Annotated in this window: 15 protein-coding genes; 5 read left to right on the top strand and 10 right to left on the bottom strand. The window is 67.5% G+C overall.

Annotated features, from left to right (window positions below):
• Nucleotides 1-43 precede the first annotated feature (43 nt).
• Nucleotides 44-1,828, bottom strand: a complete 1,785-nt coding sequence (locus BRAS3809_RS00105) for an acyl-CoA dehydrogenase family protein (protein ID WP_008960066.1) — start codon at nucleotides 1,826-1,828, stop codon at nucleotides 44-46.
• A gap of 108 nt (nucleotides 1,829-1,936) precedes the next feature.
• Between BRAS3809_RS00105 and BRAS3809_RS00100 the strand changes: the two genes are divergently transcribed.
• Together BRAS3809_RS00100 and BRAS3809_RS00095 are read left to right on the top strand one after the other, a co-directional pair.
• The gene (locus BRAS3809_RS00100) at nucleotides 1,937-2,956 is read left to right on the top strand and encodes a glutathione S-transferase family protein (RefSeq protein WP_008960065.1); all 1,020 of its coding nucleotides are present in this window, start codon (nucleotides 1,937-1,939) and stop codon (nucleotides 2,954-2,956) included.
• A gap of 101 nt (nucleotides 2,957-3,057) precedes the next feature.
• Nucleotides 3,058-3,759 (top strand): SDR family NAD(P)-dependent oxidoreductase, encoded by a 702-nt coding sequence (locus BRAS3809_RS00095; RefSeq protein ID WP_008960064.1) that lies wholly within the window; start codon nucleotides 3,058-3,060, stop codon nucleotides 3,757-3,759.
• Nucleotides 3,760-4,201: 442 nt separating this feature from the next.
• Here the strand turns inward: BRAS3809_RS00095 and BRAS3809_RS00090 are convergent, their stop codons facing one another.
• Together BRAS3809_RS00090 and BRAS3809_RS00085 are read right to left on the bottom strand one after the other, a co-directional pair.
• Entirely contained in the window at nucleotides 4,202-4,795 is a 594-nt protein-coding gene (locus tag BRAS3809_RS00090) for a GNAT family N-acetyltransferase (protein WP_008960063.1), read from the bottom strand.
• A gap of 77 nt (nucleotides 4,796-4,872) precedes the next feature.
• Nucleotides 4,873-5,076 carry a DUF1127 domain-containing protein gene (locus BRAS3809_RS00085; RefSeq protein WP_035654672.1) on the bottom strand — a complete coding sequence of 68 codons (204 nt, stop codon included), beginning with the start codon at nucleotides 5,074-5,076 and terminating at the stop codon, nucleotides 4,873-4,875.
• Nucleotides 5,077-5,187: 111 nt separating this feature from the next.
• Between BRAS3809_RS00085 and BRAS3809_RS00080 the strand changes: the two genes are divergently transcribed.
• From BRAS3809_RS00080 to BRAS3809_RS00070, 3 genes are all read left to right on the top strand, one after another.
• The gene (locus BRAS3809_RS00080) at nucleotides 5,188-6,108 is read left to right on the top strand and encodes a transcriptional regulator GcvA (RefSeq protein ID WP_008960061.1); all 921 of its coding nucleotides are present in this window, start codon (nucleotides 5,188-5,190) and stop codon (nucleotides 6,106-6,108) included.
• Between the two features lie 120 nt (nucleotides 6,109-6,228).
• Nucleotides 6,229-7,542: an MFS transporter gene (locus BRAS3809_RS00075; RefSeq protein ID WP_008960060.1), complete on the top strand. Its 1,314-nt coding sequence runs from the start codon at nucleotides 6,229-6,231 to the stop codon at nucleotides 7,540-7,542.
• A gap of 75 nt (nucleotides 7,543-7,617) precedes the next feature.
• Nucleotides 7,618-8,100 (top strand): CinA family protein, encoded by a 483-nt coding sequence (locus BRAS3809_RS00070; protein ID WP_008960059.1) that lies wholly within the window; start codon nucleotides 7,618-7,620, stop codon nucleotides 8,098-8,100.
• A gap of 224 nt (nucleotides 8,101-8,324) precedes the next feature.
• Here BRAS3809_RS00070 and BRAS3809_RS00065 read toward each other — a convergent pair whose 3' ends face one another.
• The 7 genes from BRAS3809_RS00065 to BRAS3809_RS00035 all read right to left on the bottom strand — a co-directional run bounded on the left by BRAS3809_RS00065 (nucleotide 8,325) and on the right by BRAS3809_RS00035 (nucleotide 15,906).
• Complete coding sequence (locus tag BRAS3809_RS00065) at nucleotides 8,325-9,665, bottom strand: HlyD family type I secretion periplasmic adaptor subunit (RefSeq protein WP_008960058.1); 1,341 nt, start codon at nucleotides 9,663-9,665, stop codon at nucleotides 8,325-8,327.
• Nucleotides 9,666-9,678: 13 nt separating this feature from the next.
• On the bottom strand, nucleotides 9,679-11,421 hold the full coding sequence (locus BRAS3809_RS00060; protein WP_035654677.1) for a type I secretion system permease/ATPase: 1,743 nt from the start codon (nucleotides 11,419-11,421) through the stop codon (nucleotides 9,679-9,681).
• A gap of 193 nt (nucleotides 11,422-11,614) precedes the next feature.
• Nucleotides 11,615-11,884, bottom strand: coding sequence for a GlsB/YeaQ/YmgE family stress response membrane protein (locus tag BRAS3809_RS00055; protein WP_008960056.1), 270 nt, complete (start codon nucleotides 11,882-11,884; stop codon nucleotides 11,615-11,617).
• 125 nt (nucleotides 11,885-12,009) lie between these two features.
• Nucleotides 12,010-12,993, bottom strand: coding sequence for an ABC transporter ATP-binding protein (locus BRAS3809_RS00050; protein WP_008960055.1), 984 nt, complete (start codon nucleotides 12,991-12,993; stop codon nucleotides 12,010-12,012).
• A 228-nt stretch (nucleotides 12,994-13,221) separates the two neighbouring features.
• Entirely contained in the window at nucleotides 13,222-14,634 is a 1,413-nt protein-coding gene (locus tag BRAS3809_RS00045; RefSeq protein WP_008960054.1) for an Asp-tRNA(Asn)/Glu-tRNA(Gln) amidotransferase GatCAB subunit A, read from the bottom strand.
• Nucleotides 14,631-14,828 (bottom strand): hypothetical protein, encoded by a 198-nt coding sequence (locus BRAS3809_RS00040; protein WP_008960053.1) that lies wholly within the window; start codon nucleotides 14,826-14,828, stop codon nucleotides 14,631-14,633. The genes BRAS3809_RS00045 and BRAS3809_RS00040 overlap by 4 nt, the downstream gene beginning before the upstream one ends.
• Nucleotides 14,829-14,856: 28 nt before the next feature.
• The gene (locus BRAS3809_RS00035; RefSeq protein ID WP_008960052.1) at nucleotides 14,857-15,906 is read right to left on the bottom strand and encodes an ABC transporter ATP-binding protein; all 1,050 of its coding nucleotides are present in this window, start codon (nucleotides 15,904-15,906) and stop codon (nucleotides 14,857-14,859) included.
• Between the last annotated feature and the right edge of the window lie 27 nt (nucleotides 15,907-15,933).

Here is a 15,933-nt window from a genome sequence, read left to right as displayed (position 1 = left end):
CGTCAGCTTCGGTCCGCATGTCACTTCATATCTCCTCGCCAGCCTAGGCCACAGATATCAGTTCGCCAACCTCCTGCATCGTCGCATCGCGCTCGCCGAGCAGCAGCGTTGCGATCGCATCATCCGTCTTGTTTTCCGCGAGCCGGAACGGATCGGACGGCGTCAGCCGATGATCGACCACGAGCTTCGCCAACAGCAAGCGCCGGGCGTCGCCGCGCATCGCGTGGATGCGTGCGCTTTCCCAGGTCAATGAAACAGCGCTCGCGGCATGATACAGCAGGCTGGTGGCGCGGCGCGACTCCGCCTCGCTGTCGGCGCGCGACGCGACCTCGCGGGCAAAGCCCACCGCACGATCGACCAGGCGATGCAGCTGCTCGCGCCAGGCCTGCGGCACGGCGGCGCTGTCGTCGAGCCGCGCATGCAGATCGGCCGCCAGCGCCGACTCCGCGCCGTGACGGCCGACGGCGCGCTTCAATGCGTCGAGCGCGACGATGTTGCCGGTGCCCTCCCAGATCGAGCCGAGATGGGCGTCGCGCAAGAGCCTCGCGGTGGCGAATTCCTCGACATAGCCGATGCCGCCGCGCATCTCCAACGCATCGCCGCAGACCTTGCGGGCATCGCGCGTGGCACGGAATTTCAGGGTCGGCGTCAGGATGCGCAGCAGCGCCGCGGCGTCCTGGCTGCCGGCCTCGGCGCGGTCGAGGGCGTCGGCGGTGAGAAAGCTCATCGACAGCGCCTGCTCCGTCGGCAACAGGATCTTCAGCAGCTGGCGACGCCCCAACGGCAGGTCGACGATGCGCTGTCCGAAGACGACGCGATTGCGTGCGACTGTGATCGCGTCATGCCAGGCGCGGCGCATCAGCGCCGTCGACTTGACGCCGTTGGACAGGCGCGACGAGTTGACCATCTCGGCCATCTGCACGAAGCCGCGATCCAGCCGGCCGACCGCATGGGCGATCGCGCCCTCCAGCTTGATCTCGCCCGAGGCCATCGAGCGCGTGCCGAGCTTGTCCTTCAGTCTGACGATGCGATAGTGATTTTGGCTGCCGTCGTCGAGGAAGCGCGGCATCAGGAACAGGCCGACGCCGCGCGTGCCCGGCTCGGCGCCTTCGGGCCGCGCCAGCAGCATGACCACCTTGGCATCGGCATTGGAGCAGAACCATTTCTCGCCATGCAGGCGCCAATGGTCTCCTTCGGGCACGGCGACCGTGGTCAAGGTGCCGACGTCGGAGCCGCCCTCCTTCTCGGTCATGAACTGGCCGCCCTGGGTCAGCTTCCGCATGTCGGTCTGCGTCAGGCCGTCGAGATAGCGCGCCTTGAGCGCGTCGCTGCCGAAGCTCGAAAGCAGCTTGGCGCAGCCGTCGGTGACGTTGATCGGGCAGCCCAGCCCGAACTCCGCCTGGTTGAACAGGAAGGTGAAGGCGTGCTTGGCGACCACGGGATACTTGGTCGGCCAGCCGAGTATGCCCTTGCGGATCGACATCGCGTGAATGCCGAACTCGCCGAACGCGGCGCGCTCCAGCTCACGATAGGCGGGGTGATACTCGATCCACTGCACGTCGCGGCCGAAGCGGTCACGCTGATGCAGCACGGGGCCGTGGCGGTCGGCGAGCCTGGCGCATTCGTCGAGATACCCTCCGGCGAGCTCGCCGAGCCGGTCAAGATGCGGCACGAGGTGTCGGAACAGCGTATCGGGCAGATGGATGCGCAGGAGGTCGGCGAGCGCCGGATCGGCGCCATAGAAGTTCAGCCCGGTGGTATCGGGCGCCAGCAGCGCGGGCTTCCTGCCTCCGGTCATCACGTCATCGCGTTTGAGGAACTGATGCATGATCGTTGGGTCCTCGTTCGTTTCGCCAGTCTTCTTACGGACTCTTCGACAGGTTGCGCCTGATCGGATACACATGCTCCAAGCGCGATCGCGCGAGGGAGCCAATCCATGACCCATCAGCCGACGGAGGTTTATCGCATCTTCGGGGCGGAGATGTCGCCCTATTCGGTCAAGGTGCGATCTTATCTGCGTTACAAGGGCATTCCGCATCAGTGGATATTGCGCAGCGCGGAAACCGAGGCTGACTTCACCCGCCACGCCAAGCTGCCGATCATTCCGCTGGTGGTGGCGCCGGACGAGGTGCCGATGCAGGACTCGACGCCGATCATCGATGCGCTCGAGCTCGTTTTTCCCGAGCCGTCGGTCCACCCCAGCGACGTGCTGACGAGCTTCATCTCCGCCCTGATCGAGGAGTTCGGCGACGAGTGGGGCAACAAATGGATGTTCCATTATCGCTGGGCGGGCGAGCTCGATCAGCGCGCCTCGGCCGGGCGCATCGCGCGCATGGTCGCGCCGAAGGCGGCCGATGCCGACGTCGCCCGGCTCGCGGAGAAGATCCGCGCGCGCATGGTCGAGCGCCTCGCCTATGTCGGATCGAACGAGGCCAATGCGCCGGAGATCGAACAGGGCTTCGTCGAGATGCTCGATCTGCTGGAGCGGCATCTCGCGCTGAGGCCCTATCTGTTCGGCGGCAGGCCGGCCTATGGCGATTTCGGCCTGTGGGGCCAGTTCTACGAACTCTGGACCGATCCGACCGCGGGCGCGCTGATCGAAGGCCGCGCCCCGCATGTGCTGGCCTGGATCCAGCGCATGCTGTGGCCGCGCGGCGAAGGGGCGTTCGAGCTGTGGCCTGAGCTGTCACTGACCCTGATGCCGATCCTGACGCGGCAGGTCGGCGCGCTGTTCATGCCCTGGTCGCTCGCCAACGAACAGGCGATCAAGCACAACCGCGACACGTTCAGCGTCCAGCTCGGTGACGTCGTGTGGACGCAGAAGCCGCAGAAATATCATGCGCGGTCGCTCGCCATGCTGCGCTCGAAATATGCCTTCCTGCACGATCGCAGCCGGCTCGACGTGGTGCTGGAGGAGATCGGCTGCCTCGCCGGATTGCAGCCGCAGGCCACCTGACATCAGGCAGAATTGTGGGGATGAATGGTGGGAAGTTGGGCTTGGCTGCACTAGCTTGAGCGCTGCGGACGCTTTGCGAAGCATCTTTCGAGGACATGCCCATGGACATCCCTGCCTACAAGATCGCCCTCATCGTCGGTGCCGGCGAAGGGCTCTCCGCCTCGCTGGCGCGGCTGTTCGCGCGCGAGAAGATCCGCGTGGCACTGGCCGCGCGCAAGACCGAGAAGCTCGGTGCGATCTGCAGCGAGACCGGCGCCCGCGCCTATCCCTGCGACGCCACCAATCCGGAGGAGGTCGAGCGGCTGTTCGGCCTGGTCTCGCGCGAGATCGGCGAGCCGGATGTCGTCGTCTACAATGCGAGCGCGCGGGCGCGCGGGCCGCTGACCGATCTCGTTCCCGCCGACGTGCAGAATTCGATCGCGGTCAGCGCGTTCGGCGGCTTCCTGGTGGCGCAGCAGGCGGCGCAGCGCATGCTGCCCAACAAGCATGGCGCGATCCTTTTCACCGGCGCCTCGGCCAGCGTGAAGGGCTATGCGCAATCGGCCCCGTTCGCGATGGGCAAGTTCGCGCTGCGCGGCCTGGCCCAGAGCATGGCCCGCGAGCTGTCGCCGCAGGGCATCCACGTCGCACACTTCGTCATCGATGGCGGGATCAGGAGCGCCGCGCGGCAGGAGCCGGCGGATCGCCCGGACTCGATGCTCGACCCCGATGCGATCGCGGCGAGCTATTGGAGCGTGCTGCAACAGCCGCGCAGCGCGTGGAGCTGGGAAATGGAGCTGCGGCCGTGGGTGGAGACGTTCTGAGGCTTGATGTTCTGTAGCGTGGGCAAAGTTGCGTAGGGTGGGCAAAGCGGCCGCCGCACGGCGGACGCGTGCCCACCATTTTCACGCGTGCTCGCCGAGACACGGGGGGCACGGCGCGTCAACGGCACGTCATGCGGACGCTGCGGTGAATGCGCCTTTGCCCACCCTGCGGCCGCGCCCCATTCAACGTCGGACAACAAGGCGCGATGCAAGTGATTGCGCCCTCTCCCCTTGTGGGAGAGGGCATGTTCGGCCGATCCACAAACGCGGTTGGGTGAGGGGTCTGTCTCCACCGACGACGCTCGTGGAGAGAGACCCCTCACCCAAGCGGGTTTGCTGCACCTTCCTACATGCCCTCTCCCACAAGGGGAGAGGGCGCATTCATAGGCATCGCGTTCAATTTCGTTCGTGATTGGCTAACAATTTGAACGGCACGACCAACTCAGATGGCAGCTGTCAGTTCATCGTGTTGAGAAACGCGCTGCACCTGATGAGCCCGCAGGTCCTTCTCGAACCTCACCAGCGTCCAATCGTCCGCATGCGGCTGGATCGTGAAGCCGGCCTTCCTGGCGAGCGCGATCATCACGTCGTTGGTGCGCAGCGCATCGCCTGAGAGCGTCAGGCCACCGAGCGCGCGGGCGCGACGTTCCAGATCTGCGATCAGCGCCGGGCCGATGCCGTGGCCGTGCCAGCGGTCGTGTACCGAGAGGCCGAACTCGACGCGGCCCGTGGCGCGGTCGAGCGCGTAGCGGGCTTCGGCGACGATATCCGCGACACCGTCGCGATCCATCATGCCGACCAGGCTGTAGCGGTCGTTGCGGCCGAGCGCGACGAAATCGTCGAGCACCGCCTTCGGCAGTTCGCTGAGCGCGCCGAGGAAGCGCCGGTGCCGCGAGCGCGGGCTCAGCGAGCGGATGTAAGCCTGCAGCACCTCGCCGTCAGCCGGCGTCACGAAGCGCAGGCGTACCTCGTCGCCCCGCCGCGTGTGAATGACATCCGTCCCGGCAGCGGGAGCGGCGACAGCGGGCGTCGGCATGACGAACTCCAGGGGGGAATGGGGCCGGCGCCGCTCCATCGCGGAACGGCGCCGGCGGGGCGCGCCGAGTGAGGGGCTCAGGCCCGCCAGAACGGCTTGTCGATCTCGGCGGCGATGTCGCCGCGGGAGAGGCCGAGGTCGTGCAGGTCGCGCTCCGACCACTGCGCCAGCTCATGGCGGGAGCGGTAGCGGAAGCGCCAGGCCGCAAGCAGTTCGGCAACGCCGGACCAGAATGCCGAGCCATGATGTTTCGTCATTGACGAGGAGACGTAGAGGGACATGAAAGCCTCCCGGAAAAGCGTGAGGCTGCAATATCGAAGACTTGCGTTTCATCTACAAACGACATTTATTACCGCTTCGGATGAAATATCTTCATGCATTGGGAGCTTGGAATGGCGCGACTGCCATCGCTCAACGGACTGCGGGCGTTCGAGGCCGCGGCGCGGCATCTGAGCTTCACCCGCGCCGCCTCCGAGCTGAACGTGACGCAGACCGCCATCAGCCATCAGATCAAGCGCCTGGAGGACGAACTCGGCATCCGCCTGTTCGTCCGCCAGAACCGCAGCCTCGCGTTGACGCCGCAGGCCCGCGACTATCTCCCGCTGGTGCGCGCCGCGTTCGACGATCTGCGCCTCGCCACCGAGCGGCTGGTGCGCAAGGACAACGCCAAGGTGCTGACGGTCTCGACCATCGCCTCGCTGGCCGCCAAATGGCTGCTGCCGCGGCTGACAGCCTTCCAGGAGGCGCATCCGACGATCGATGTCCGCATCACCACCTCGACCGGCCTGGTCGATTTCCGCAAGGACGATGTCGACGCGGCCATCCGCTACGGCCGCGGCCACTGGCCCGGCGTGCGGGCGGAATGGCTGATGGCGGACGAGCTGTTTCCGGTCTGCAGTCCGGCGCTGCTGCAAGGGCCCAAGCCGCTGCGCTGCCCGGAGGACCTTGCGCATCACACGCTGCTGCAGGCCAGCGGCGGCTATGACGACGACTGGCGGCTGTGGCTGACCGCCGCGGGCTTGCCCGTGGAGATGTCCCGGCAGAGCCGGCTGAGCTTCGACCTGTCGCTGATGACCGTCCAGGCGGCGATCGACGGGCTTGGCGTCGCGATCGGACGAACGGCCTACGTCCAGGACGACATCGCCAAAGGTCGCCTCGTGGTTCCGTTCGAGATGACGCTGCCGAGCGATGCCGGCTTCTATCTGGTCACGCCCGAGGGGCGAACCGATCCGCCGAAGCTCAGGGCGTTCCGGCAATGGCTCAAGAGTGCAGCGCAACAGAAAGGCGTCTCGTCGAATCCCCTTCCGCCTTAAGGATTTGCCGTCAAATCTATTGGCCGGCACGATGTCGCGTGGCAGATTGCCACACCCTTTCTCACCGGCCGGCGCAGAAGTTCTTCCGCACGAGCCACTCGACGGTAGGAGTTTTCTCGCGTGTCATCGACCCCAGCCCAGCAGCCGGCCACCATCAAGTCGCGCATCGGCGCGATCCTGCGCGCCACCAGCGGCAATTTCCTCGAGCAGTTCGACTTCTTCCTGTTCGGCTTCTATGCGGCCGCGATCGGCAAGGCGTTCTTTCCGTCGACCGACGAGACGGCGTCGCTGCTCAACACCTTTGGCGTGTTCTGGCTCGGCGCGCTGATGCGCCCCGTCGGGGCCATCGTGCTCGGCGCCTATATCGACAAGATCGGCCGCCGCCAGGGCCTGATCGTGACGCTCGGCATCATGGCCGCCGGCACTGTCGTGATCGCCTTCTGCCCGACCTACGAGACCATCGGCGTCGCGGCGCCGATCATTGTGCTGCTGGGCCGCCTGCTGCAGGGCTTCTCGGCCGGCGTCGAGCTCGGCGGCGTGTCGGTCTATCTGTCGGAGATCGCCACGCCCGGCAATCGCGGCTTCTACACCTCGTTCCAATCGTCGAGCCAGCAGGTCGCGATCTTCGTCGCATCGATCCTCGGCTATCTCCTCAGCGAGTCCATGCCCGCCGCGACCGTCACCGCCTGGGGCTGGCGCATCCCGTTCTTCGTCGGCTGCCTGATCATCCCGTTGATCTTCTTCCTGCGCCGCACGCTGGAGGAGACGCCGGCCTTCCTCGCGATGAAGAAGCACCCGACCACCAGCGAGGTGTTCGCCTCGGCGCTCGCCAATTGGCGCATCGTGCTGCTCGGCATGATGATCGCGATCCTGACGACCACAACGTTCTACTTCGTCACCGTCTACACGCCGACCTTCGGCAAGACCGTGCTGAAGCTGTCGACCGCGGACGCGCTTCTGGTGACGCTTCTGGTCGCGGTCACCAACTTCATCTGGAACCCGGTCGGCGGCGCGCTGTCGGACAGGATCGGCCGCAAGCCGGTGCTGATCGGGATCGCCGTGCTGTCGCTGCTGACGGCCTATCCGGCGCTGAGCTGGCTGGTGTCGGCGCCGAGCTTCGGCAAGATGCTGGCGGTCGAGATGATGTTCTCGTTCTATTTTGGCATGTACAGCGGCACCATGCTCGGCGCGCTGGTTGAGATCGTGCCGGCACATGTCCGCACCACATGCTTCTCGCTGGCCTTCGCGCTGGCTGCGGCCCTGTTCGGCACGTTCACGCCGTTCGCCGCGACCTGGCTGATCGAGAAGACCGGCGACAAGGCCTCGCCCGGCTTCTGGCTGATGTTCGCCGCCGCGCTCGGCATCATCGCCGCGCTCACCGTCTACCGAGGGGGCCAGCAGGCGGTGGCGGCGCGCGAGCCGGCTGCGGCCTGATCGGCTTGTCTGTTGACGCCACGGGCGGCATCATCCGATGCCGCCCGTTTTTGTTGGCGAGGAGCGAGGTCTGCCATGAATGAACTGATTGCCGTCGCCTCCCAGATCGCCGAGCGGCTGATCGCGCGCAAGCAGACCATTGCCGTCGCGGAGTCGTCCGCCGGCGGACTCATCGCCGCTGCACTGCTCGCGGTGCCCGGCGCGTCGGCCTACTTCCTCGGCGGCGCCGTGGTCTATACGCGCGACGCCCGCCGCGTGCTGATGGATATTCCGGACGAGGCGATGAAGGGCATTCGCTCGGCGTCGGAGCCCTATGCGGAGCTGCTGGCCCGGCAGATCAAGTCGCGCTTCGCCACCGACTGGGGCCTGTCGGAGACCGGCGCTGCCGGCCCGACCGGCAACCGCTATGGCGACGCGGCGGGCCACGCATGCTTCGCCGTGGCCGGACCGGCGTCGGCCGTGGTCACCTTGGAAAGCGGCAGCAGCGACCGCGCCGCCAACATGCAGCTGTTCGCGAAGAGCGCGCTGGAGCTATTGCTCAAGCATCTCGACGCATGAACCGCTGTCGTCCCGGACAAGCCCGCTGACGTGCAGCGTCGGCGGGCGCCGATCCGGGACCCATACGCCGCAGCAGAAGTGAGGCGCGGGACCGTCACGAGCATCTCGCGCCACGACTACTCCCTGTGGTTATGGATCCCCGCTTTCGCGGGGATGACACTGAATGTGGAGCGCCGCCGGTGGCCTTCGCGAGCGCGCGGAGCGCGAGAGAGAGCGGGCCCCCCTCACTTCTCCCGGAATGCCCGCATCAGCTGATCGTGCAGCGGCTTCATCAGATAGGAGATGACGGTGCGGTCGCCGGTCTGGACGAAGGCTTCGACCGGCATGCCCGGGATCAGCTTGACGTCGCCGAGCCTTGCGATCTCCTCCGGCGGCATCGAGACGCGGATGGTGTAGTAGCTCTGGCCGGTGCGCTGGTCGGTGGTGACGTCGGGGGAGACGCGGCTGACGACGCCGTTCAATTCAGGCGTGGTGCGCTGGTTGAAGGCGGACAGCCGCAGCAAGGTCTTCTGGCCGACCTGCAGCTTGTCGATGTCCTGCGGATTGACCTTGGCCTCGACCTGCAGATCGTCGCTCTGCGGCACGATCAGCATGATGGTGTCGCCGGCGGTGATCACGCCGCCGACCGTGTGCACCGATGACTGCAGCACCATGCCGTCCTGCGGCGCGCGGATGTCGACGCGGCGGAGCTGATCCTCGGCGGTGACCTTGCGCTCGACGAACTCGCCGATCTTGTCGGTGGTCTCGCGCAGGTCCTTGGAGACCTCGCTGACCATGTCCTTGTCGACCTGGATGATCTGCAGCTCGGTCTCGCTGATCTTGCCCTTGGCCTGGGCGCGCGCCGCGATGAATTGCGCGCGCTCGCCATTGAGACGGGCGGCGTCGCGCTCCAGCGTCGTCAGGCGCGACAGCTGCACGAGATGCTGCTCGTAGAGCTGGCGGACGCCGTCGAGCTCCTTCTGCACCAGCGCGATCTCCTGGTCCTTGGCGGCGACCTGCGCCGAGAGCCCTTCGATCTCCTCGCTGAGCTGCGCCACGCGCTCGCGCAGCTGCGCCTTCTGGCCGATGCGGCCGTTGACGCGGACCTCGAACAGCTTGGTCTCGCTCGCGGTCAGGCTCTTGACGTCGGGATCGCTCATCCGCTCCAACAGCTGCTGCGGGAACAGGATCTTCGCCCAGCCGCGCTGCTCGGCCTCGAGGCGGGCGGCGCGCGCCTGCAGCGCGTCGAGGTTCTTGGTGACGATGGCCAGCGACGCCTTGGTCACGGTGTCGTCGAGCCGGACGACGATATCGCCGGACTTGACCACGTCGCCATCGCGCGCGCGGAGCTCGCCGACCACGCCGCCGGTCGGATGCTGCACCTTCTTCACGTTGGACTCGACCACGATCTGGCCGGGCGCGATCAGCGCGCCGGAGATCTGCTGCGTCGCCGCCCAGCCGCCCATTCCGCCGGCCACCGCGAGCACCACGGCCATGCCGACGATGAGGTGGCGCCGGATCGACTGCTTGGCGCTCTCCGGCTTCTGGAGACCCGGGATCGGGCCGGTGATGACCTGAGTGCTCATGCGGCCCTGCTCCTCACGACTTGGACACGCCGGCTTCGGAGACGATCTTGATCGGGGCCGCGGGTCGCGGCTGCAGCACCTGCGCCAGCACCGTCTCCTTCGGCCCGAACGCCTGCGCGCGGCCATCCTTCATGACCAGCACCTGATCGACCGCCTCGATGCCGATCGGCCGGTGCGCGACCACGACGACGATCGCGCCGCGCGCCCGCGCCGAGCGGACCGCGCGCGACAGCGCCTCGTCGCCCTCGGTGTCGAGATTGGAGTTGGGCTCGTCGAGCACGATCAGGAACGGATTGCCGTAGAGCGCGCGCGCCAGCGCGACGCGCTGGGCCTGGCCGGCCGACAGCGCCGCCCCCTGCTCGCCGATCTGGGTGTCGTAGCCGTCGCGCATCTTGATGATGATGTCGTGCACGCCGGCCTCCTTGGCGGCGGCGATGATGCCGTCGGCGGAAGCGTTGGGATCGAAACGGCTGATGTTCTGCGCCACGCTTCCTGCGAACAGCTCGACATCCTGCGGCAGGTAGCCGATGTGGCGGCCGAGCTCGTCGGTCGACCATTGGTCGAGCGCGGCGCCATCGAGCCGGACATGGCCGCGCACCGGGCGCCAGACGCCGACCAGCGCGCGCACCAGCGACGACTTCCCGGACGCGCTCGGGCCGATGATGCCCAGGCCGGTGCCGGCCGACAGCGCAAACGTCACGTCCTGGACGATCGCCTTGCTGTCGCCGGGCGCGACGATCGAGATGCCCTCGACCGAGAGCTTGCTCACCGGCGGCTGGAGCTGCGTCGGCGGCGCGCGCTCCGGCATGGTCTGCAACAGCTGGTTGAGCCGGCGCCAGCTCTGGCGGGCGGCGACGAAGCTTTTCCAATGCGCGATGGCGAGGTCGACCGGCGCCAGCGCCCGTGCGCTCAGGATCGAGCCGGCGATGATGATGCCGGCGGTGGCCTCCTGGTGGATCACGAGATAGGCGCCCACCGCGAGCACCGCCGACTGCAGCATCATGCGCAGCACCTTGGCGATCGCGCCGAGGCCGCCGGCGACATCGCTGGCCCGCTGGTTGCCGGCGAGATATTGCTCGTTGGTCTCGCCCCAGCGCTGCAGCATGCGCCCGGTCATGCCCATCGCGACCAGCACCTCGGCGTTGCGCCGGCTGGCGGTGACCAGATCGTTGCGGCGCGCGGCCAGGCCCATCGCCTCCTTCGCCGGAGTGCGGGTGAGGAATTCGGTGATCAGCGTCAGCGTCACCAGGATGACGGCTCCGACCAGCGCGGTGACGCCGAGCAGGACGTGGAACGCGAAGCAGATCGCCAGGTACAGCGGCAGCCATGGCAGGTCGAAGAACGCGCCCGGGCCCTGGCTGCCGAGAAAGCTCCTGATGTTGTCGAGATCGCGCAGCGGCTGCAGGCCTTCGTTGCGGCCGCCGGCCGACAGCGGCAGCCGCACGACGGTGTCGAACACCCGCGCATTCAGGCTCTCGTCCAGCGCGGTGCCGATCCGGCCCAGAATGCGGCTGCGGATCATGTCAAGCGCGCCCTGGGCGACATAGAGAGCGCCGGCGATGATCATGAGACCGATCAGGGTCGGCACCGAACGGCTCGGCAACACCCGGTCATAGACCTCGAGCATGAAGATAGAGCCGGTCAGGTACAGCAGGTTGATGATGCAGCTCATCACGCCGACGCCGATGAAGGCGCTGCGACAACCGCGCAAGGCATCGCTGAGCTCGGATTGCCTCGCGTGAGGTGCGGCCGCCATCACCACCATCTCTTCAATTGATCAAATGAGCTGCACGACCGCCGATCAAAAGCACAAACTGGCGGCAAACAAGGCAAAATATACTGATTCCCGTGGCAAGCGTCCAACGACGCTGGCTTTAGCGTGAATCAGCCGTTGTGCTTGGTCTGTCTCGGGCGGCTGCGTAAACGTTCAGCGCCACCGGATGGCCGCCTCACAGGCGTCCGCCGGTCCGCACCAGGCGCACGACGAGCAGCAGGATGATGGCGCCGAGCGCGGACGAGACGATCTCGGACACCAGCCCGGTGCCCAGATGAATGCCGAGCCGCGGGAACAGGAAGCTCGCCACCAGGGCGCCGAGCACGCCGATCACGATGTCGCCGATCAGGCCGAAGCCGGTGCCGCGCACGATCTTGCCGGCCAGCCAGCCCGCGATCAGGCCGACGAACAGGATGACCAGAATACCTTCGTTCGATACGTGCATGGCGTGTCCTCATCCGACGCGCACGAGCGGTGCTGCGCGCCTGCGCACCTTAGCGAGCTGGCTGCGACGCTTCGACACGCGATGCGCGGTTTCGCCCTGCGAGCCGCGCGTTTCCGGGACAAGCGTTACGTGGCCGCCACACCGGCCGGCGCCTCGGCCAGGATGCAGCGCGCCAGCCGCTGGGGTCCGAGCTCGACGGCCGGCGGCAGCGTCTCCGAACAGCGCGGCTCGGCCAGGCTGCAGCGCGGGGCGAAGGAGCAGCTCCGCGGCGCATGGTCGAGCGACGGCGGCGTGCCCGGGATGGTCTGCAGCCGCTCGCCGCGCCTGGCGCCGTGAATGGTCGAGGCGAGCAGGCCGCGCGCATAGGGGTGCACGGGCTGGCGGACGATGTCGCGCAGCGCGCCCTGCTCCACGATCTGGCCGGCATACATCACGGCGACACGGTCGCAGATCTCGATGGCCACGCCGATGTCGTGGGTCACGAAGATGACGGACATGCCGAACTCGCGCTGCAGCTCGCGCAGCAGCAGCAGGATCTGGATCTGCACGGTGGCGTCGAGCGCGGTGGTCGGCTCGTCGGCCAGCAGCACCTTGGGCCGGCAGGCCAGCGCCAACGCGATCATCGCGCGCTGCCGCATGCCGCCCGACATCTCGTGCGGATAGGACTCCAGCCGCCGCTTGGCCGAGGGGATGCGGACGACATCGAGCATCTCCAGCGCCCGCGCGGTGCCCTCCGCGTAGCTCTTGCCCTCGTGGCGCATCACGGTCTCGGCGATCTGCCGGCCGATCGTGTAGACCGGATCGAGCGCGAGCCCCGGCTCCTGGAAGATCATCGACACCGTACGGCCGCGGAACTGCGACAGCTCCTCGTCGCCCATCGCGAGCACGTCGCGGCCCATCACCTTCACGCCGCCCGAGATCTGCGTCCGCTTCTTCGGCAACAGCCGCATCAGCGCCCGCATGGTCACGCTCTTGCCCGAGCCGGATTCGCCGAGCAGCCCGAGCACCTCGCCATCTCCCAGCGACAGGCTGACATCGTTCACCGCATGCACGGTGCGCTCGCCGGTGAAGCGGATGGTGAGGTTGGAGATCTCGACGAGGTTGGTCATGATGGATTGATCCTCACAAACTCGGTATCGTCCCGGACAAGCACGTCATGCGCGCGTGCGGTACGCGTTCCCGGTAGCCCGGATGAGCGACAGCCGACGCCTCTTTGGCGTCGGCGCAAGCGACATCCGGGTTCACCACCGACACCGCGTGAGAACCCGGATGTCGCGTTCGCCTCCGCCCTGCGGGCGAAGGCTTCCGCTCATCCGGGCTACGACTCCGGCTCCGCGTCATGACAGCGTCGGCACCCTCGCGTGGAAATCGGTCGCCCTCTGGAACGCGGCGCCGATGGTCAGGATCGTGGCCTCATCGAACGAGCGGCCGATCAGCTGCATGCCGACCGGCAGCCCGGTCGACGTGAATCCGGTTGGGATCGCCAGCGACGGCAGGCCGAGATAGTTCACGGGGCGCGTGAAACGCGTGATGCGCTGGATCACGGCTTCGGCGCCGGGCGCGCCGCCGACGTCGCTCTCGGCGATCGACGGCGTCACCAGCGGCGACACCGGAGCAATGATCGCGTCGACGCCCGAGGTGGCCGCGACATGCGCCGCCAAAGCCGCGCCGCGCCAGCGCAGCGCTTCGAGATAGGCGACGCCGGAGACGGCGAGCGCATTCTGCAGCCGCATCAACACTTGCGGGCCGTAGTCCTGCGGCCGCTCGATCATCCAGCGCTTATGAAACGCGGCGGCTTCGACCGCGAGCACGAGCTGGCAGGCCGCCGTGAGCTGGCGCTGGTCCGGCAGCTCGACCTGCACGACGTCGGCGCCCTCGGTCTTCAGCACCGTGATCGCGGCATCGAGGCAGCGTGCCACCTCGGGATCGAGGTCGTCGACGTAGAACGCCTTGGGCACGCCGATCTTCAGCCCCTTGATCGAGGCCCTGACGGCCGCGACATAGTCCTGCACCGGCACGGCGCTGGCAGTCGGATCCTCGGGATCGGCGCCAGCCATCAGGCCAAGCAGCAACGCGCAATCCTCCGCCGTCTGCGCCAGCGGGCCGACCGTGTCGAGCGACTGCGACAGCGGCATCGCCCCGGCGCGGCTGACGCGGCCCCAGGTGACCTTCAGGCCGGTGACGCCGCAGAAATTCGCGGGCATGCGGATCGAGCCGCCGGTGTCCGAGCCGAGCGCGGCGAACGTCAGGCGAGCACCGACCGCCGAGCCCGAGCCGGACGACGAGCCGCCGGTGACATAGCCGAGCTTCCATGGATTGTGCACCGGACCGTAATGCGCGTTGTGGCCGGTCGGACCATAAGCGAACTCGGCCATCTGCAAGGTGCCGAGCCGGATCGATCCGGCATCCTTCAGCCGCTGCACCGCGGTCGAGGTGGTGGTCGCGACGAAGTCGCGGCGGATCAGCGAGCCGCAGGTCGAGACATGGCCGGCCTCGTAATACATGTCCTTGTGGGCCAGCGGGACGCCGTGCAGCGCCCCCTTCGGGCCGTCCTTGGCGAGCGCGGCGTCGGCCTCAGCGGCCGCCTTGAGTGCCGGCTCGGACTCGATCGCCATGAAGGCGTTCAGCTTCGGCTGCCATTGCGCGATGCGGTGCAGGCAGGAGCGCGTCACCTCGACCGAAGACAGCTTCTTGTCGGCGATCGCCTTCGCGACCTCGGTCAGGGTCATCAGAGCGGGTTCCGTGCTCATCGGCCCACCTTCAGCGTCTGCGCCAGCACGTAGCTCGCCGGCTCCAGGTCGAACGGCAGGGTGCCGGCGACGGCGGCGAAATTGTCGAACGCCGGCCCGATCGACTCGGCGATGCGCGTCGCCACCTCCTTGTCGACCGGCAGGCCGGAGGCCTCCGCGATGGCGTGGACTTGCTGGGGCGTGGGTCTGGTCATCTGCGCTTCTCGCTGCTGGTGTCTGCCCTCAGGCGGCCGGCGCACGGCTGTGTCCCGAGCCCGGGATCGCCATGTGGCAGGCGGCCTGATGGCCCATTGTATCCAGCTCCGTCAACCTCGGCGCGATATTCGAACATGGCGCCTCTGCAAACGGACAGCGGGTGTGGAAACGGCAGCCGGCGGGCGGATCGATCGGGTTCGGCGGGTCGCCCGAGATCGGCGGCACCTCGGTCCGTCTGTCCGGATCCGAGGACGGCATCGCCGCCAGCAGCGCGCGCGTATAGGGATGCACCGGCTTGGCCCAGACCTGTTCCACGGGTCCGAGCTCGACCACCTCGCCGAGATACATCACCAGCACGCGGTCGGAGATGTAGTGGACGACATTGAGGTCGTGGCTGATGAACAGATAGGTCAGGCCGAACTCGCGCTTGAGGTCCATCAGCAGGTTGAGCACCTGCGCCTCGACCGATTTGTCCAGCGCCGAGACTGCCTCGTCGAGAATGACGAGCCGCGGCGACAAGGCCAGCGCGCGGGCGATGTTGACGCGCTGGCGCTGGCCGCCGGAGATCTCGTGCGGATAGCGGTTGGCGAAGGTCTCGGGCCGCAGGCCGACCTTGCCGAGCAGCTCGCGCGCCAGCGCACGTGCCGCGCCGTCCGCCATGCCGTGCACCTTCGGCCCGAACGCGATCGACTCCTCGATCGTCAGCCGCGGATTGAGCGAGGCATAGGAGTCCTGGAACACCATCTGCATGCCGCGGCGAAGCTCGCGCAGCGAGATCTCGTGCCCGACCTGCCGGCCATCGAAGATGATCTCGCCGGCATCGCGATCCATCAGATGCATCAACAGCCGCGCCGTCGTCGACTTGCCGCAGCCGGACTCGCCGACGATGCCGACCGTCTCGCCCTTGCCGATGCTGAACGAGACGTCATCGACCGCCCGCACCGTCTTGCGGGCGCCGAACAGCCCGCCGCGGACGGGGAAATGTTTCGTCAGCCCATCGACGCGCAGCAGCGGCTGCGCCTTGCCGCCGAGGTCCTCGATCTGGGCGAGGCCGGTGACTGCTGTTGCTTCACTCATGATGCACCCGAACGGCCACGACAGAGA

Origin of the sequence: Bradyrhizobium sp. STM 3809 (assembly GCF_000239795.1) — a bacterium.
Taxonomy (GTDB): Bacteria; Pseudomonadota; Alphaproteobacteria; order Rhizobiales; family Xanthobacteraceae; genus Bradyrhizobium.
This window is presented reverse-complemented; position numbering and strand designations above follow the sequence as displayed.

Excerpts from the sequence above, each read along its gene's own strand:
- BRAS3809_RS00105 (WP_008960066.1), bottom strand. The coding sequence starts at position 1,828 with ATGCATCAGTTCCTCAAACGCGATGACGTGATGACCGGAGGCAGGAAG.
- BRAS3809_RS00100 (WP_008960065.1), top strand. The coding sequence starts at position 1,937 with ATGACCCATCAGCCGACGGAGGTTTATCGCATCTTCGGGGCGGAGATG.
- BRAS3809_RS00095 (WP_008960064.1), top strand. The coding sequence starts at position 3,058 with ATGGACATCCCTGCCTACAAGATCGCCCTCATCGTCGGTGCCGGCGAA.
- BRAS3809_RS00090 (WP_008960063.1), bottom strand. The coding sequence starts at position 4,795 with ATGCCGACGCCCGCTGTCGCCGCTCCCGCTGCCGGGACGGATGTCATT.
- BRAS3809_RS00085 (WP_035654672.1), bottom strand. The coding sequence starts at position 5,076 with ATGTCCCTCTACGTCTCCTCGTCAATGACGAAACATCATGGCTCGGCA.
- BRAS3809_RS00080 (WP_008960061.1), top strand. The coding sequence starts at position 5,188 with ATGGCGCGACTGCCATCGCTCAACGGACTGCGGGCGTTCGAGGCCGCG.
- BRAS3809_RS00070 (WP_008960059.1), top strand. The coding sequence starts at position 7,618 with ATGAATGAACTGATTGCCGTCGCCTCCCAGATCGCCGAGCGGCTGATC.
- BRAS3809_RS00065 (WP_008960058.1), bottom strand. The coding sequence starts at position 9,665 with ATGAGCACTCAGGTCATCACCGGCCCGATCCCGGGTCTCCAGAAGCCG.
- BRAS3809_RS00060 (WP_035654677.1), bottom strand. The coding sequence starts at position 11,421 with ATGGCGGCCGCACCTCACGCGAGGCAATCCGAGCTCAGCGATGCCTTG.
- BRAS3809_RS00055 (WP_008960056.1), bottom strand. The coding sequence starts at position 11,884 with ATGCACGTATCGAACGAAGGTATTCTGGTCATCCTGTTCGTCGGCCTG.
- BRAS3809_RS00050 (WP_008960055.1), bottom strand. The coding sequence starts at position 12,993 with ATGACCAACCTCGTCGAGATCTCCAACCTCACCATCCGCTTCACCGGC.
- BRAS3809_RS00045 (WP_008960054.1), bottom strand. The coding sequence starts at position 14,634 with ATGAGCACGGAACCCGCTCTGATGACCCTGACCGAGGTCGCGAAGGCG.
- BRAS3809_RS00040 (WP_008960053.1), bottom strand. The coding sequence starts at position 14,828 with ATGACCAGACCCACGCCCCAGCAAGTCCACGCCATCGCGGAGGCCTCC.
- BRAS3809_RS00035 (WP_008960052.1), bottom strand. The coding sequence starts at position 15,906 with ATGAGTGAAGCAACAGCAGTCACCGGCCTCGCCCAGATCGAGGACCTC.